This window comes from Streptomyces sp. NPDC001732 (genome assembly GCF_053596315.1).
This window is the reverse complement of the sequence record NZ_JBSFFY010000057.1, coordinates 1-17153: the sequence shown is the minus strand read 5'-3', so window position 1 is coordinate 17153 and position 17153 is coordinate 1. Positions and strand designations below refer to the sequence as shown.

General features: G+C 69.6%; 15 protein-coding genes and 2 riboswitches. Of the genes, 3 read left to right on the top strand and 12 right to left on the bottom strand.

The genetic code is table 11. The features are described from left to right. Nucleotides 1-215: 215 nt before the first annotated feature. Nucleotides 216-1721, bottom strand: coding sequence for a glutamate-cysteine ligase family protein (locus ACWCXX_RS32700; RefSeq protein WP_451133624.1), 1506 nt, complete (start codon nucleotides 1719-1721; stop codon nucleotides 216-218). A gap of 481 nt (nucleotides 1722-2202) precedes the next feature. On the opposite strand from ACWCXX_RS32700, the gene ACWCXX_RS32695 reads away from it, so the two are divergent. After that, complete coding sequence (locus tag ACWCXX_RS32695; RefSeq protein WP_451133622.1) at nucleotides 2203-2799, top strand: hypothetical protein; 597 nt, start codon at nucleotides 2203-2205, stop codon at nucleotides 2797-2799. Between the two features lie 313 nt (nucleotides 2800-3112). Then, entirely contained in the window at nucleotides 3113-3319 is a 207-nt protein-coding gene (locus ACWCXX_RS32690) for a DUF5999 family protein (RefSeq protein ID WP_451133620.1), read from the top strand. Between the two features lie 90 nt (nucleotides 3320-3409). Here the strand turns inward: ACWCXX_RS32690 and gcvP are convergent, their stop codons facing one another. Next, nucleotides 3410-6295, bottom strand: a complete 2886-nt coding sequence (gene gcvP, locus ACWCXX_RS32685) for an aminomethyl-transferring glycine dehydrogenase (protein WP_451133618.1) — start codon at nucleotides 6293-6295, stop codon at nucleotides 3410-3412. 61 nt (nucleotides 6296-6356) lie between these two features. Further along, nucleotides 6357-6489, bottom strand: a riboswitch (glycine riboswitch). Further along, nucleotides 6490-6586, bottom strand: a riboswitch (glycine riboswitch). Between the two features lie 101 nt (nucleotides 6587-6687). Between gcvP and ACWCXX_RS32680 the strand changes: the two genes are divergently transcribed. Continuing rightward, a complete protein-coding gene (locus ACWCXX_RS32680) occupies nucleotides 6688-7068 on the top strand; it encodes a PRC-barrel domain-containing protein (protein ID WP_451133616.1) in 381 nt (126 codons plus the stop codon). Here ACWCXX_RS32680 and ACWCXX_RS32675 read toward each other — a convergent pair. The 10 genes from ACWCXX_RS32675 to ACWCXX_RS32630 form a co-directional block, all read right to left on the bottom strand. Then, nucleotides 6993-8471 carry a DNA polymerase IV gene (locus tag ACWCXX_RS32675; protein ID WP_451133614.1) on the bottom strand — a complete coding sequence of 493 codons (1479 nt, stop codon included), beginning with the start codon at nucleotides 8469-8471 and terminating at the stop codon, nucleotides 6993-6995. The genes ACWCXX_RS32680 and ACWCXX_RS32675 overlap by 76 nt on opposite strands. A gap of 57 nt (nucleotides 8472-8528) precedes the next feature. Then, entirely contained in the window at nucleotides 8529-9146 is a 618-nt protein-coding gene (locus tag ACWCXX_RS32670; RefSeq protein ID WP_451133612.1) for a MerR family transcriptional regulator, read from the bottom strand. Between the two features lie 168 nt (nucleotides 9147-9314). Then, nucleotides 9315-9788, bottom strand: coding sequence for a bifunctional nuclease family protein (locus ACWCXX_RS32665; protein WP_006123076.1), 474 nt, complete (start codon nucleotides 9786-9788; stop codon nucleotides 9315-9317). Between the two features lie 53 nt (nucleotides 9789-9841). Next, nucleotides 9842-10585 (bottom strand): transcriptional regulator FtsR, encoded by a 744-nt coding sequence (gene ftsR / locus ACWCXX_RS32660; RefSeq protein WP_451133610.1) that lies wholly within the window; start codon nucleotides 10583-10585, stop codon nucleotides 9842-9844. Between the two features lie 17 nt (nucleotides 10586-10602). Further along, a complete protein-coding gene (locus tag ACWCXX_RS32655) occupies nucleotides 10603-11520 on the bottom strand; it encodes an FHA domain-containing protein (protein ID WP_451133670.1) in 918 nt (305 codons plus the stop codon). 61 nt (nucleotides 11521-11581) lie between these two features. After that, nucleotides 11582-12394 (bottom strand): DUF881 domain-containing protein, encoded by an 813-nt coding sequence (locus tag ACWCXX_RS32650; RefSeq protein WP_451133608.1) that lies wholly within the window; start codon nucleotides 12392-12394, stop codon nucleotides 11582-11584. Nucleotides 12395-12399: 5 nt separating this feature from the next. Next, nucleotides 12400-12732 (bottom strand): small basic family protein, encoded by a 333-nt coding sequence (locus ACWCXX_RS32645; RefSeq protein WP_003970459.1) that lies wholly within the window; start codon nucleotides 12730-12732, stop codon nucleotides 12400-12402. After that, the gene (locus ACWCXX_RS32640; protein ID WP_451133606.1) at nucleotides 12729-13649 is read right to left on the bottom strand and encodes a DUF881 domain-containing protein; all 921 of its coding nucleotides are present in this window, start codon (nucleotides 13647-13649) and stop codon (nucleotides 12729-12731) included. The genes ACWCXX_RS32645 and ACWCXX_RS32640 overlap by 4 nt, the downstream gene beginning before the upstream one ends. 98 nt (nucleotides 13650-13747) lie before the next feature. After that, on the bottom strand, nucleotides 13748-16243 hold the full coding sequence (locus tag ACWCXX_RS32635; protein WP_451133604.1) for a sugar phosphate nucleotidyltransferase: 2496 nt from the start codon (nucleotides 16241-16243) through the stop codon (nucleotides 13748-13750). A gap of 114 nt (nucleotides 16244-16357) precedes the next feature. Further along, entirely contained in the window at nucleotides 16358-16966 is a 609-nt protein-coding gene (locus ACWCXX_RS32630; RefSeq protein ID WP_451133602.1) for a CDP-alcohol phosphatidyltransferase family protein, read from the bottom strand. Nucleotides 16967-17153: the final 187 nt, after the last annotated feature.

The following is a 17153-nucleotide window of genomic DNA, read 5'->3' as shown; positions in this document are numbered from 1 at the left end:
CGGGCCCGGCGCCGGACCACACCCCGGCCCGGGGCGCGGTACACCCTCCCCTTCCGCTCACCGTCGGACCCCGCCCTCGCACGGAACCGCCCCGGCACCGCAGCCCCGCACACACCGCACGGAACCGCCCTGTCACCGAAGGCCCGTGCACACATGCCGCGCGGGGCCGCTCCCTCCGTCGCCGGGGCCCGCACGGCAGGTCCGCCGCGTCGGGATCACGGCCTGGGGGCGCCCGTCGGCCAGCTGTGCACCGGCTCCCCGCCGTGCATCAGTTCGGCGTACCGCCGGGTGGTCGCGGCCAGCGCCGCATGCCGCCCGAGCCCGGCCTCCCGCGCCCTGTGGTAGGTGTCCGCCTGCCAGGACGCCCCGTTCACCCGTCGCCTGCAGCGCTCCTCGATGATTCCGAGGTAACGGTCGCGGTCCGCGGCCTCGATGTTCCAGGCGTCGAGTCCCGCCGCGGCCAGCGGCAGCAGTTCGTCCCGTACGAGCTTGACGACGGGCACCCGGCCCAGGCCGCCCGTACGGCCGGGACGCGGCCAGATCAGCTCCGCGTCGATGCCCCGGCGGCAGGCGGTGTCGAAGTTCTCCGCCGCCGCCTCGAACGGCATCCGGGTCCACACCGGGCGGGACTCCTCGGCCAGTGCCCGCACCAGCCCGTAGTACAGCGCCGTGTTGGCGATCACGTCGGCGACCGTGGGCCCGGCGGGCAGGACCCGGTTCTCCACCCGCAGATGGGGGACGCCGTCGGCCAGGCCGTACACCGGCCGGTTCCAGCGGTAGACGGTGCCGTTGTGGAGCACCAGCTCCTGCAGTCGCGGGACGCCGCCGTCGTCGAGGACCCTCAGCGGGTCCTCCTCGTCGCAGATCGGCAGCAGCGGCGGGAAGTAGCGCAGGTTCTCCTCGAAGAGCTCGTACGCCGAGCCGATCCACTGCTCGCCGAACCAGGTCCTGGGCCGCACGCCCTGGTTCCGGAGTTCGGGCGGGCGGGTGTCGGTGGCCTGCTGGAAGAGCGGCGGACGCGATTCCCGCCAGAGCTCCCTGCCGAACAGGAAGGGTGCGTTGGCACCCAGTGCCGTCTGTACCCCGGCGACGGCCTGGGCCGCGTTCCACACTGCCGCGAACCGCTCCGGCGTCACCTGCAGATGGAGCTGGACCGAGGTGCACGCGGCCTCGGGAGCGATCGACGCGGATGTGCAGGCCAGTTGCTCCACGCCCTGGATATCGAGCGAGAAAACCTCGCCCCGGGCGGCCACCATTTGATCGTTCAGCAACGTGTAGCGGTCCGCGTCCGAGAGGTTCGCCGCCACGAGGTCCGCCTGCCCCACCGTGGGCAGAATACCGATCATCATGATCCCTGCATCGACCTCGCCCGCCTTCCGATGGGCATATCCGAGACCGGCTCTGAGCTCTTCGGCCAACTGGTCGAAAACCCGCCCCTCCAGACGGTGCGGGGCTATGTTCACTTCCAAATTGAACATCCCGAGTTCCATCTGGAAATCGCGGCTCGCGATGCGCGGGAGCACCTCCCCATTCAGCATCTTCGGCATCCCGTCGGGGCCGGCGAGATTCAGCTCGATCTCCATGCCCATGAGGTTGCGGGGGCGGTCGAACCTCCGCTCCGCCAGAAGTCGCCCCAGCCCCTCCAGGCACTGATGAAGCTTCCTCCGGTACCTCTGCGGATCGGACAGGTCAAAGGCTCCGGACACGACCTTCTCCCCCATCGGAGCGTCCTTCCCTCAAGTGGGCGACCCACGGCCCAGGCCGCTCGCGTCACGATCGATAATGCCCAGACCGAGTGATCCATAACGCCTCTGCGAACGCCGCGGACACAGTAGTCTGAGCCCCGCGGCCCGCGGCACATTCCATGGGCATGGAGCGGCACACGGTATCCCTTCGAGGACGTGGTGAAAACGCCGACACGATTCGGCCGACCGCGCCCGGGGGAAAACACCAGGCGGCGACTGCGCGGCGGGCACGAAAACAGCAGAATCTCCGCATAATAAAGTCCTGATACCGCCTTGCCGGCAATAGCTGCGACGGCTAGTGGAATCACCGCGTGAACGCGTGTCGTATAAACTCCGCGGACGAGGCAGAGAGTTGACGCACCGGATCGGTCACCGGCCCCTCTGGCCCCGCACGCCGACAACGCCGTCTGCACCCGCCCACGCACCACCGTGTCTCCGAAGTGAGAGGCGACCCATCATGCCGCTGCATGTTCCCCCGGCTCCCGCGCCCGCTCTGCGCAGCGTCCTCGCGGCACTCGGTTCACCCACCGCCGTCCGCGAGGCCCGCACGCCCGCCCTCCGGTCCGCCCAGGGCCCGCTGAGTCCCGAACTCCCGCTTCCCGTCCATGTGCTGGACCGGATCGGACCGGGCGGCATCGCGCCCGCCACCAGGCTCGCCGCGTGGCGCTTCCTGATCCGCGGCCCGGAGCAGGCCGTCGCCGCGGCGGACACCATCCTCACCGCGGACGGCTGGACCTTCTCGCACTTCTTCGAGGGGCCCTACATCGCCTCGACCGAACTCGCCCTGCACCAGGCCGAGACGGTGACGTCGCACTACCAGCCGCGGCTGCTGTCCATTCCGGAGCTCTACATGCTGGCGCTGTGGCTGCACGGCGACGCCGAGGCCGATGCCGCCGGCGGCGCTCTCGCCCCCGGGGACCTCCTGGTTCCGCTGGCCCCCGCCCCGCCGGGCATCGCGGCGCACCGCCCGCACCGGGTCGCCGATCTGCTCCGGGTGATGACCCTGCGCATCACCCGGCCCGGCCCCGGCCCCCTGCTCGGATCGCCCGCCTGAGGACGGCCGCGCCCCTCAGCACCTCGTGCCCCGCCCCGGCCGGCGGGGCACAGTGCTGCGGAGGGGGCGCACTCCCGCCCGTCCGGACTAGCCCGCTCAGGCCACCCCGAACCACCCGAAGGGACAGTGCAGTTGCAGTGAACCGTCCTCCCGGGTGACGCGTCCTCCGAGTAAGAAGAAGTGCTGCTGCGAAATCCCTGCGGAAAGACGCCCGTGGGGCAACACTGGGAGCGGACCGATCGAGACGGGGGCGGCCATGAACAGCTCAGCCAGTCGCAGGACACTCACCACCACGCAGCGAAAGAACCCAGCCATGTGCCAGCATCAGCCACCATGCCCGACCGCCGACTCAGCCGACCGGGAAGCCGCCCGCCTGACGGCTCACCACCCGGAACAGGGCTGGAGTCTGCTGTGCAACGGTGTCCTGCTCTTCGAGGACACCGGTGAGCTGCTCCCGGACGGGCAGATCATCGCTCCGCACCGCCCGCTGGAGGCCGACCGGGTGGCGAAGGCCGCCTGACCGCGGGCGGTACGAACAACGGGGGCCGGCCCGGAGAAACCTCCGAACCGGCCCCGACGCGCGTCCGCGTCACTCCCCCGCACCCACGGCTCAGCTGTCGTACTCGTCCAGCGGCGGGCAGGAGCAGACGAGGTTGCGGTCACCGAAGGCGCCGTCGATCCGGCGCACCGGCGGCCAGTACTTGTCGGCGGCCGAGACCCCGGCCGGGAAGACCGCTGTCTCCCGGCTGTAGCCGTGCTTCCACTCCCCGCCCAGCATCGCCGCGGTGTGCGGGGCGTTGCGCAGCGGGTTGTCGTCCGCGCTCCACTCGCCCGAAGCCACCTTCTCGACCTCGCCGCGAATGGCGATCATCGTGTCGCAGAACCGGTCGAGCTCCGCGAGGTTCTCGCTCTCGGTCGGCTCGATCATCAGCGTCCCGGCGACGGGGAACGACATGGTCGGCGAGTGGAAGCCGTAGTCGATCAGGCGCTTGGCGATGTCGTCGACGCTGACGCCGGTGGCCTTGGAGATCGGCCGCAGGTCCACGATGCACTCGTGCGCGACGAGTCCGGCCGGGCCGTTGTACAGGATCGGGTAGTGCGGCTCCAGCCGCTTGGCGATGTAGTTGGCGGCGAGCACGGCGACCTGCGTCGCGCGCTTGAGGCCCTCCCCGCCCATCAGGCGGACGTACGCCCAGGAGATGGGGAGGATGCCGGCCGAGCCCCACGGGGCGGCCGAGATCGGCCCGACGCCGGTCTCGGGACCCGCCGCGGGCTGGAGCGGGTGGTTCGGCAGGTACGGGGCGAGGTGCGCGCGCACACCGACCGGGCCGACCCCGGGGCCGCCGCCGCCGTGCGGGATGCAGAAGGTCTTGTGCAGGTTGAGGTGCGAGACGTCGCCGCCGAACCGTCCCGGCCTGGCGAGACCGACCAGGGCGTTGAGGTTGGCACCGTCGACGTACACCTGGCCGCCGGCGTCGTGCACCTCGGCGCAGATGTCGGCGACGTGCTCCTCGAACACACCGTGCGTCGACGGGTACGTGATCATGAGCACGGCGAGTTCCTCGCGGTGCTTCTCGATCTTGGCGCGGAGGTCCTCGATGTCGACCTCGCCGTCGTCGGCGGTCTTGACCACGACGACCTTCATGCCGGCCATCACGGCGCTGGCGGCGTTGGTGCCGTGCGCGGAGGACGGGATGAGGCAGACGGTCCGCTGCTCGTCGCCGTTGGCCCGGTGGTACGCCCGTACGGCCAGGAGACCGGCGAACTCGCCCTGCGAGCCCGCGTTCGGCTGGATGGAGACCGCGTCGTAGCCGGTGACCTCGGCGAGGCGCTCCTCCAGCTCACGGATGAGGGTGAGGAAGCCCTGCGCCTGCTCGGCCGGAGCGAAGGGGTGCAGCGCGCCGAACTCGGGCCAGGTGATCGGCTCCATCTCGGTGGTCGCGTTCAGCTTCATGGTGCAGGAGCCGAGCGGGATCATGCCGCGGTCCAGCGCATAGTCCCGGTCGGCGAGCCGGCGCAGGTAGCGGAGCATCGCGGTCTCGGAACGGTGCTGGTGGAAGACCGGGTGGGTGAGGATCTCGTCGGTGCGCAGCAGCCCCTCGGGCAGCGCGTCGGCGACGGTGGTGTCCAGCGCCTCGATGTCCCCGTCGACGCCGAAGGCGGCCCAGACGGCGGTGATCTGCGTACGGGTGGTGGTCTCGTCGCAGGCGAGGGAGACCAGGTCGGCGTCGACGAGCCGCAGGTTGACCCCTCGCTCGCGGGCGCTCTCGACGACCTCCGCGGCCCGGCCCGGGACGCGCACGGTGAGGGTGTCGAAGTGGGCGCCGGTCACGACGTCGACACCGGCGGCGCGCAGCCCCTCGGCCAGGATCGTCGCGTAGCGGTGGGTGCGCCGGGCGATCGTGCGCAGCCCGTCCGGGCCGTGGTAGACGGCGTACATCCCGGCCATGACGGCGAGCAGCACCTGCGCGGTGCAGATGTTGCTGGTGGCCTTCTCGCGGCGGATGTGCTGCTCGCGGGTCTGCAGGGCCAGCCGGTAGGCCTTGTTGCCGTCCGCGTCGACGGAGACGCCGACGAGGCGGCCGGGCAGGCTGCGGGCGAACTTCTCGCGCACTGCCATGAACCCGGCGTGCGGTCCGCCGAAGCCCATCGGCACGCCGAAGCGCTGCGTCGTGCCGACCGCGATGTCCGCGCCCAGGTCGCCCGGCGAGGTGAGCAGGGTCAGGGCCAGCAAGTCGGCGGCGACGGTGACGATCGCGCCGAGCTCGTGGGCCCGCTCTATGAGGGGGCGGACGTCCCGGACGGTTCCGGAGGCACCCGGGTACTGCACCAGCACGCCGAAGACACCGCGCTCGGCGATCTCCGCCGGGATGCCGTCGGACAGGTCGGCGACGACGACCTCGACGCCGGTCGGCTCGGCGCGGGTCTCGATGACCGCGATCGTCTGCGGCAGGGCGTCGGCGTCGACCAGGAAGACGCCGTCCTTCACCTTGCCGACGCGCCGGGAGAGCGCCATGGCCTCGGCGGCCGCGGTGCCCTCGTCGAGCAGGGAGGCGCCCGAGGTGGGCAGCCCGGTCAGCTCGGCGACCATCGTCTGGAAGTTGAGGAGCGCCTCCAGGCGGCCCTGGGAGATCTCCGGCTGGTACGGCGTGTAGGCCGTGTACCAGGCGGGGTTCTCCATGACGTTGCGCAGGATCACCGGCGGGGTGAAGGTGCCGTAGTAGCCGAGCCCGATCATCGGGGTCAGCACCTGGTTGCGGTCCGCGAGGGAACGCAGTTCGGCGAGGACCTCGGCCTCGGTGCGCGCGGCCGGGAGCCGGAGTGCCTCGGTGCTCTTGATGACGTCGGGCACCGCGGCCGCGGTGAGCTCGTCCAGCGAGCCGTACCCGACCTGGGCGAGCATCTTCGACTGCGCCTCGGCATCGGGGCCGATGTGCCGCTGTTCGAACGGAATGCCCTGCTCCAGCTGGGAGAGCGGGGTGCGACGGGGGGTCATGGTGGAGGCCTCCTGGTCTGTCACGACCTGCGAGGGGCACCTCGGCGCGGGTGCCCGGACGGCCTCCCCCTCTGTCATCTCAACCTGAGAGCTTCACCGGCATGCTTTGCGGCGTGCCGACTTTCACCGTCGGTGAGGAAGGGAACCGCTCCGGCACCCGGCCGCACGGAACCCGCCCTGCTTTCCAGAGTGACCTCGTCCGTGCGGTACGGGGGCCTGAGAGATTCCGGGGAGGATTTGCTCCTTCGGCGCCTTCGGATCGGTTCCGGAGGACTCTCCCGCACGGGGTCAGCGGCCGCCACCAGCCTACCAGCGGGGTTCGTGGCCGAACCCTCGAGTGGCCGACCCCCCGGATCTGCCCTTTTGTAGTGCTTGTGGAGTAGCCGCGACCAATGGGAGGGATCGTGCAGACCGACATCGATCCGCGCAGCCTGATCGGCCGCAAGGCATTCGACCGCAAGGGCACCAAGATCGGAACCGTGGACGAGGTGTACCTCGACGACGCGACCGGGGTACCCGAATGGGCGGCCGTACGCACCGGACTCTTCAGCCGGGACGCCTTCGTCCCGCTGGAACCCAGCGAATTCGTGGACGACACGCTCCGCGTTCCCTTCGACCGTGCGCTGATCAAGGACGCACCCGACTTCGGCGTCGGCCGCCATCTCTCGCCGGATCAGGAACTCCAGCTCTACCGGCACTACGGTCTGGACTCACCGCCCGAGGGGGTCGGCCCCGACAGGGACTTCGGCAGGCTGGCGGGCCAGGAGGAGTAGTCCGCCGGTTCGCGCACCAGCGGGAGCGGATCGGCCGACCGCAGCGCCATGTCGTCGATCCGGAACGTACGCACCCGGCCGGGCGCCGAATCGGGCTCCTCGAACCGCACCGTCACCCGGCCGATGCCACTGCCCTGCACCCAGCCGTGGCCGTAGGTGTCGTGGCGCACGTCGTGTCCGGCGGGCCAGTGCCGCGCGGCCGGGTCCTCGGGGGTTTCCGGGGGCTCGTGCCGCGGGCCGTCCGCCGGTCCGCCCCGGTCGTCCTCCGCCGTCGCCGCCTCCCCGGCCGCGGCCCCGTCGTCGGCGGCCCGTCGGCCTGTGGCCTGTTCACCGGCGGCCTGGGCGAAGAGGTCCTCCTGCGTGTAGTCGGCAAGCCCCGTGACGCCCACTCCGAGCAGCCGGACGCCCCCGGTGGTGTCCACGGCCTCCAGGAGCCGTGCGGCGGCCTCACGGACCACCGTGGGGTCGTCCGTGGGCCCGCGCAGCGTCTCGGACCGCGTGAGAGTCGAGAAGTCGTACCGGCGCACCTTGAGGACCACCGTCCGCCCGGACCGCCCGGCGCCCCGCAACCGCTGGACGCACCGGTCGGCCAGCCGCTCCACCTCTGTCCTGACCCGTACCCGATCGTGCAGGTCGACGTCGAAGGTGTCCTCGACCGACACCGATTTCGCGTCGCGCTCCGCGACCACGGGCCGGTCGTCGTGGCCGAACGCCATGCGGTGGAGCGAGCCGCCGTGCGCCTTGCCCAGCAGCCGGACCAGCTCGGCCTCCCCCGCCGTGACCAGGTCGTCCACCGTCGTCATCCCGGCACGGCGCAGATGGTCCGCCGTGGCGGGGCCGACGCCGGGCAGGATCCGCACCGGCATGGGCGCGAGCAGCTCCCGCTCCGTACCCGGCTCGATGACCCGCAGCCCGTCCGGCTTGGCCTCCTCCGAGGCGATCTTGGCCAGCATCTTGGAACCGGCGAGCCCGACCGAGCCGGTGAGCCCGGTGACCGCTCTGATGGCGGTGCGCAGCTGCTCACCGATCTTCCGCGCCGAAGCCGTGTCGTCGGCCGTCCCGCCGGCCTCCAGGTCGACGAACGCCTCGTCCAGGCTGAGGGGCTCCACCAGCGGGGAGAGCCGCGCGAGCAGCTCCATCACCTGGTTGCTGACCGTCCGGTACAGCTGGAAGCGGGGCACCAGATAGGCCGCGTTGGGGGCCAGCCGCCGCGCCTGCGCGGTCGGCATCGCCGAGTGCACCCCGAAGCGCCGCGCCTCGTACGAGGCGGTCGCCACGACCCCTCGGGGCCCCAGCCCGCCCACCACGACCGGTTTGCCGCGCAGGCTCGGCTTCGCCGCCTGCTCCACGGAGGCGTAGAAGGCATCCATGTCCAGATGCAGGATGGTGGGAGCGGTTCTCACATCAACCGATGCTGCACCACGGCACTGACAATCGGCGGGGCCGGGGCCTCGGCGGGGTCAGCCGGCGCGGTTGCGCCGCCGTGCGAGCTCGTCTGTGGGGTTGTTGCCGATCAGCGTCTCACCGGTGTCCACCCGCTCGCCGTGCAGCTGTGACAGGGCGACGTCGACGTCCTGCCAGACCACGCCCACCGCGATGCCGAAGACGCCCTGGCCGCCCCGGAGGAGGTCGACGACCTCGTCGGGCGAGGAGCATTCGTAGACCGTGGCCCCGTCGCTCATCAGGGTCATCCGCTCCAGGTCCTGGAATCCGCGGGCCCGCAGGTGCTGCACCGTGGTGCGGATGTTCTGCAGGGCGACGCCCGTGTCCAGGAAACGCTTCACGATCTTCAGCAGGACGACGTCCCGGAAGCTGTAGAGCCGCTGTGTGCCGGAGCCGTACGCCGGGCGCACACTCGGTTCCACCAGCCCCGTGCGCGCCCAGTAGTCGAGCTGCCGGTAGGTGATGCCCGCTGCCGCGCAGGCCGTGGGCCCGCGGTACCCGATGCCGTCGGCCGATGCCACGCCGCCCCCTGCCACCACAGCCGATTGAACCGGCTGCACGATGGTGTGGTCGGCTGTACTCCCCTGCTGCAGATACGGCCCACCGGCTGCCGTACCGTCGCCGCTGCTTCTCACGCCGACCTCCGTCCTTGACCTGCCATCTCGAAGGTAGGCAGTCACTCGGGGTGCGTCAACGATCGCCACACTCGGCACGCCGAGTGATAATCACCCCGAGGGTGGTTTCCCGTGCCTCGCGAGCGGGAAAGGCTTGCCGAATGCGCTGAGGGCGCCCCCGCGGAACGGTCACTGGCTGTTGGTACCGAAATCCTCCGGAGAGATCTGATCGAGGAACTCGCGGAACTTCTCCACCTCGTCCTCCTGCTCGTCCGGGATGGCGATGCCCGCGTCGTCGAGCACGCCGTCACTGCCGTAGATCGGCGTTCCGGTACGCAGCGCGAGCGCTATGGCGTCGGACGGCCGCGCGCTCACCTCGACACCACTGGCGAACACCAGCTCCGCGTAGAAGACCCCTTCCCGCAGGTCCGTGATGCGGACCTCGGTGAGCTCCTGGCCGACGGCCTCGAGCACGTCCTTGAAGAGATCATGGGTCAGCGGCCTGGCCGGAGCCATGCCCTGCTGGGCGAAGGCGATCGCAGTCGCCTCACCAGGACCGATCCAAATGGGGAGGTACCGGTCGCCTCCCACTTCACGCAGGAGCACGATCGGTTGGTTGGAGGGCATTTCCACCCGGACACCCACAACGTCGAGCTCGTTCACACAGCAACCCTAGGACGTGCTCGGCAGGTTTGGGTAGTCGGGCACCCCCGTGATCAGTGCAGCCGGATCCCCAGAGCGGTCTGGACAAGCGCCGAATGAAGCCGCACGGACAGCTCCGCCAGCTCCTTCGTGGTGGCCTCCGCATGTGCTCTGGTCTGCGGATTCCGGTGCCTGCGCAGGGGCGCGACCACCTGCTCGATGAGTCCCGCCTCGCGATCCGCGGCCGCCCGCATGGCACGCAGGTGGCGCGGTTCCAGACCGAATCTGCCCAGATCCGCCACAAGCTTGGCCACCGTGACCATCTCGGCGTCGTAACCGCCTTCCGCCGTCGGAGCGACCAGGCCGTACGACTCCCACTCCTCGAGCTCGCTCTCGCCGACCTCGGCGGCCGCGAGCAGTTCGGCACGGCCGATACGGGCCGCGGTCGTCCGCCCTGGTTCCGCCTGTCGTCCGCCGGCGGCGAGCTCCCGCACACCGCCCGCGGACGGCAGGGCGGACTGCTCGCCGCGGGCGAGGGCGTCGAGATGCTCGCGGATGACCTTCAGCGGGAGGTAGTGGTCCCGCTGCATGCGCAGCACCTGGGCCAGGCGTTCCACGTCGGCGCTGCGGAACTTTCGATAACCGGAAGGGGTCCGCTGCGGCTCGACGAGCCCTTCGGCCTCCAGGAAGCGAATCTTGGAGATCGTGACCTCGGGGAACTCGTCCCGCAGGCGCAGGAGCACCGTGCCGATGCTCATCGGGCGGTCGTCGGCGGTGGCGGTGCCGTGACCGGCACCGCCCGTCGGTGTTCTCAGCATGGACCTTCCCTGGCGGGTCAGATGCCGCGCTGGCTCGCATAGAAGACCAGCCGGTACTTGCCGATCTGCACTTCGTCGCCGTTGGACAGCGCCACGGAGTCGATGCGCTCCCGGTTGACGTAGGTGCCGTTCAGACTGCCCACGTCCCCGACCGTGAAGCTGCCGTCGGGGCTTCTGCGGAACTCCACGTGCCGACGCGACACCGTCACGTCGTCGAGGAAGATGTCGCTCTGCGGGTGGCGGCCGGCCGTGGTCAGCTCACCGTCCAGCAGGAAGCGACTGCCGGAGTTCGGCCCGCGACGCACCACCAGGAGCGCCGAACCGACCGGAAGGGCGTCCACGGCGGCCTGCGCCTCGGGCGAGAGGGAGGGCACCGCAGTCTGCCCGGTGACCTCCGCCTCGTACGCCTCGAGACCGGAAATGGAAATGGTCGAGGTCGTCTCCGAGGCACGCTCGGGAACCCCGCCCCTCAGCGGCGCACCGCAGTTGGAGCAGAACCGACTGTCCTCGGCATTGCGATGCCCGCACCTCGTGCAGACCGGCATGGACGAGCCCTCCTGCCTGGGGGTGAACCCTCCACCCGTACCTGAGGTCGACGGTTCTCCGAAACCTATGCGGCCGGGACCGGCAGGGTCAACAGACGACGCGCCGGAAGCTCCCGAATTGTCACTGCCCGGACCCGCCACCTCATCACGGAAGAGCGGGCGTTCCGTGCCCTGCTCATCCACCTGGCCATGGCGCGGTGCGCGATGGCGGGCGGCCTCGTCGCGAGCGCTCTTGCCGAACAACTTCCCAAACAACTTCACGGGCGATTCCCCTTGACCGAAATAGACCCGCCCGTGGGGCAGGACGAACCCTGAATGAACACACCTGCCGACCCGGACATCTTCACAACGTCCGTATCCACTCGACAGTTTCCACCACGCGCCACCAATACGATGCGGCGACCCCCCGCAACCTCGTGCCTGTCTCCTCCGGCCCCTTCACGCCGCGGACTCACGGTGACGACGACCGAGCGTAGTCAGGCTGCTTCGCCGGTCGCAAGGCGTCCACCACGATGTCGTCGGCCCGCGCGACCTGCACGGTGGCCTGCTCCTTCTCCAGCGTCTGCACGACGCCGCCCGGAATGTTCAGCGCAGGCTCCAGATCCTGGGGCTTGCCGATCACCTCGAAGACGTACGGCGCGGTGATCTTGCGGTCGTCAACCCTGACGTTGCCGCCGTCACCGGAGAAGTACGTGTTGGCCACCACGCGCACCCCGTTGACCTGGATCGCCTCGGCGCCCGCGGCACGCAGCTCCTGGAGCGCGTCGAGCAGCATGTCCGCCTTGACCCCGTTCCCCGGGTCGTGGACGGTGAGCGTGATGCCGGGGCCGTGGGCCGCCACGGTGCCCGCGAGGACACCGAGTTGCCGTTCCTTCTCCACCGTCTGCTTGCGCGCCTCCTCGGCCTGGTCGGAGCTGTTCTCCAGCTCCGTGCGCTGGGCGTCCAGCCGCTGTTTCTCGTCCTCCAGGCGCTGTGTGCGGTCGTCCAGCTCGTCGAGGATCCGGACCAGGTCCTCCTGGCGGGCTCCTCGCAGAGCGCTGTTGTCACTGTTGGACCGCACCTGGATGGCGAGCCCGAGGCCGAGCCCGAACAGCAGCATCGCGACGATGAGTTGGGCCCGTGTCACCCGAGGTGGCCACAGTCCGGCGATCAGCCGCTGGCGCCCGGTGATCTCCTGGGCGGGGCCGGCCTGCCGCTCGCTCGCGCTTTCCTTGCTCTCCTCGTCCCCGGGAAGTCCGCCGTCGGGGAGTTCTTCGTTGCTCATCGGCCTCAGGCCCTGAAGACGTGCCGGCGGATGGCCGCGGCGTTGGAGAAGATCCGGATCCCGAGCACGACCACCACACCGGTGGACAGCTGCGCTCCGACGCCCAGCTTGTCGCCCAGGAACACGATCAGGGCAGCCACCACGACGTTCGACAGGAACGACACGACGAACACCTTGTCGACGAAGATCCCGTCGAGCATGGCTCGCAGGCCGCCGAAGACCGCGTCGAGGGCGGCCACGACGGCGATGGGCAGATAGGGCTCGACCACCGCCGGCACCTCGGGCCGGACCAACAGTCCGACCACGACTCCCACGACGAGGCCCAGTACGGCGATCACGATGTGCCCTTCCCTGTGTCTGCCGCACCACTGCCGGTGTCTGCGGCCTTGTAAGGCTCTGCTGTACGTACGATCAGGCTCGGCGCGACGGGGAGGCTCACCTTCTGTTGCACGGACATGCTCGTCCGTATGTCGAAGGTGTCCTTGAGCGCCTGCAGGTACTGGCCGTCGGCGCTCTCCCGGAACGCGGTGCCGAGCTGCTTGGCATTGCCCACCGCCAGCACCGTGTAGGGCGGCACGAGCGGCCTGTTGTCGACCAGTATGGCGTCGCCCGCCGCGCGGATCGCGGACAGGGCCGTCAGGCGCTGCCCGTTGATCGCGATCGCCTCCGCACCCGACTGCCACAGGCCGTTGACGACCCGCTGGAGGTCTCTGTCGCGCACCCGTCCGGTGTCGGCGAACCCGCTGGTCTCCCTCGGCCCTCCGCCGCCCTGGGCGGTGTCCTCGGCGTCGTCGACGACGAGTTTCAGGCCGGGCCCTTCCACGGAGGTGGCCCCGGCGAGCAGCGCCACCCGTTCGCCCTGGTCCCCGCCGTGCTTCTCCAGAGCCTTGCGCTGGCGCCTGCCCACATCGGCCCGGAGCTTGTCCACCTGGGACTCCAGGGTGTCGGCCGCCTCCGTCTCGTCGTCGATCCGGTCGATCAGCTCCTGGCGCTCCTTGGCGAGAACCGGCGCGGCGACGCGTGCCTCCGCGGCGCCGAGCGTGACGACGAGTGCGGCGAGCACCAGACAGGCGGCGAGGCCGAGCTTCGCCTTGAGCGTGCGGGGCATGCCCGCGCTTCCGTCCGCCTTGCGACGTGCCGAGGCTTCGGCGTATCCGTCGTCCAGGCTGTGGTCCATCACATTGGTCAGCAGCGACATGGACGCGTCGGGACGCGCGGGCGGGGCGGTACTCCGTTCGGGGGGCTGCTGCGACATGCCGCACATCGTCGCACGTCGCCGCCGCTACCGCCGAATGGCCCCACCGGTGTGCCCGGAGGCGTCCGGCAACGCCTCCTGGCACACCGCTCGGGCAGTCACCGACCTGCGCTCTCCACGACCGTCGCCCACTCGTCCAGCAGTGCCTGCGCGGAGGTGTCGTCCGGGCCCTCGGCCCACAGATGGGTGATCGCCTCGGCCCGGTCGGGCAGCACCATCACCCAGCGCCCGTCGGCCTCGACGACCCGTACACCGTCCGTCGTGTCGACGCTGCGGTCCCCTGCCGCTTCCACGACCCGGCGCATGACCAGGCCCTTGACGGCCCAGGGCGTGGCGAGATCACGGCGCAGGACATGGGCCCGGGGGATGCGGGCGTCGATCTGGCTGAGGGTGAGCTGGGTCCGGGCGACGAGTCCGAGGAGTCTCACGAACGCGGCGGATCCGTCGAAGACGCTGCTGAATTCGGGAACGACGAAGCCCCCGCGACCGTCTCCACCGAAGATGGTGCCTTCCTCGCGTCCGACGCGCGTCAGGTCGTCGGGCGATGTCGTCGTCCACTCGACCTGCGTGCCGTGGTACGCCGCGACCTGCTCTGCCACGCGGGTCGTGGTGACCGGCAGTGCCACCCGTCCGCTGCGCCGTTCGGCCGCCACGAGGTCGAGCAGCACGAGCAGGGCCCGGTCGTCCTCCACGATCCTGCCCCGTTCGTCGACCAGGGAGAGCCGTTCGCCGACCGGGTCGAACCGCACCCCGAACGAGGCCCGTGCCGAGGAGACGATCTCGCCCAGGCGTACGAGCCCGGAACGCCGGGACTCGGCGGTTTCGGTGGGCCGGGACTCGTCGAGGCCGGGGTTGATGGTCAGCGCGTCCACGCCGAGCCGTCCCAGCAGGCTGGGCAGCACGAGCCCGGCGCTTCCGTTGGTCGCGTCGACAACCACCTTGAGACCTGCATCGGCGATCCCCGTGGTGTCCACGTTCCGCAGCAGGGATCCGGTGTACGAGTCGAAGACGCTGGACGGGAAGTGCAGGTCCCCGATCTCCCCGGGGAAGGCCCGCCGGTATTCCTGGCGTGCGTAGACGCGGTCCAGCTTCCGCTGTCGCGCCTGGGAGAGGTCTGCTCCCCGCTCGTCGAAGAACATGATGTCGACCGAGTCCGGAACCCCGGGGGACGTGCGGATCATGATCCCGCCGGCGCTGCCCCGCGCGGTCTGCTGGCGTGCGACGGGCAGCGGTACGTTCTCCAGGTCCCGGACGTCGATGGCGCTGGCCTGGAGGGCCGAGATCACCGCCCGTTTCAGGGCGCGGGCACCACGGGAGTGATCACGTGCGGTGGTGACCGTGGAGCCCTTCTTCAGAGTCGTGGCGTACGCTCCGGCGAGCCGGACCGCCAGCTCGGGCGTGATTTCCACGTTCAGGATCCCGGACACTCCTCGGGTTCCGAAGAGGTGCGCCTGCCCACGCGACTCCCAGATGACCGAGGTGTTGACGAAGGCGCCGGCCTCGATGGTCTTGAACGGATACACGCGGACATTGCCCTGAATGATCGACTCCTCACCGATCAGGCATTCGTCCCCGATGACCGCGCCGTCCTCGATACGGGTGGCCCGCATGACGTCGGTGTTCTTGCCGATCACGCAACCGCGCAGATTGCTCTGCTGGCCGATGTAGACGTTGTCGTGCACCACCGCCCTGTGCAGGAATGCGCCGCTCTTGACGACCACGTTCGACCCGATGACCGTGTGTTCGCGAATCTCCGCGCCGGCTTCGACCTTTGCGTAGTCACCGATGTAGAGCGGGCCGCGCAATACCGAGTCGGGGTGTACTTCCGCGCCTTCCGCGACCCATACGCCCGGCGAGATCTCGAATCCGTCGATGTCGACGTCGACCTTGCGTTCAAGAACGTCGGCCTGGGCCTTCACATAGCTCTCATGGGTGCCGACGTCCTCCCAGTAGCCCTCGGCGACATAGCCGTAGATGGGCTTGCCCTCTTTCATGAGCTGCGGGAAGACGTCCCCGGACCAGTCCACCGATACGTCGGCCTCGACGTAGTCGAACACCTCGGGTTCCATGACGTAGATGCCGGTGTTGACGGTGTCCGAGAAGACCTGGCCCCAGGTGGGCTTCTCCAGGAAACGCTCGACCTGCCCGCCCTCGTCCACGATGGTGATGCCGAATTCCAAGGGGTTTGGCACGCGGGTCAGGCACACCGTGACGAGGCCGCCCTTTTCCTTGTGGAAGGCGATGAGCTCGGTGAGGTCGAAGTCGGTGAGCGCGTCACCGGAAATGACGAGGAAGGTGTCGTCCTTCAGCGCTTCTTCGGCGTTCTTCACACTTCCGGCGGTACCGAGCGGTTTCTCTTCGTTGGCGTAGCTGAGCTCCATCCCGAGCTCTTCGCCGTCCCCGAAGTAGTTCTTGACCAGCGAGGCGAGAAACTGGACCGTCACGACGGTCTCATTCAGTCCGTGCCGCTTCAGCAGCCGAAGCACGTGCTCCATGATCGGCCGGTTGGCTACGGGCAGAAGCGGCTTGGGCATGCTCGAGGTCATGGGGCGAAGGCGAGTGCCTTCGCCACCAGCCATCACGACGGCCTTCATGTCGGAAACGTCCTCCTTGAAGAGACGACGGTTTAGCCGACTTCGCCCGTCGGGGGCATCATCCGGTTCATCAGCGGCAGGCCGGCCACACTGCGCGGCACCGCGTCAACGAGCTCAATCGGCTACTACATCCGCCTTGACGAGCCGGCGGACCTGAACCACGTAGAGGATCCCTGCCCACCAATAGAGCGTTGTACCCCAACCTGCGAACGCCCATCCGAAAATGGCGGCCAGCGATGCAAGCCAACCACTTCCGTCGCTGAGCAGCAACAAGGGGAAGGCGTACATCAGGTTGAACGTGGCCGCCTTGCCCAGGAAGTTCACCTGAGGCGGCGGGTAGCCGTGCCGACGCAGGATTCCGACCATCACGAGGAGCATCAGTTCCCGGGCGAGAAGTGCCGCGGTGAGCCACAGCGGAAGGATCTCGCGCCAGGTCAGGCCGACAAGCGTCGAAAGGATGTAGAGGCGGTCCGCGGCGGGGTCCAGGAGCCGGCCGAGACTGCTGATCTGGTTCCACCGGCGGGCGAGCTTGCCGTCGAGGTAGTCACTGACACCGCTGAGCATCAGCACCAGCAGTGCCCACCCGTCACTCTTGGGCCCGCCGAACTCGGGGCGGAGGATCAGCCACAGGAAGAGCGGAACCCCGACAAGGCGAGCCATGCTGAGGATGTTGGGGATGGTGAGCACCCGGTCCGTCTGAACCCGAGTCTCCTGGACCTCCACCCGGGGGCCTCCTGTGAAGAACGTGCCAATGATGCCCCCCGACCCTACCTTCAGCCGTCACGGGGAGAGTCACAGGGGTGACGGAAGCACTTGCGGTATGGGTGGTGAAAACAGAAGAGCCCCGTGCCGCAAGGGCACGGGGCTCTCCCAAAAGGAGTCCGGCGGCGTCCTACTCTCCCACAGGGTC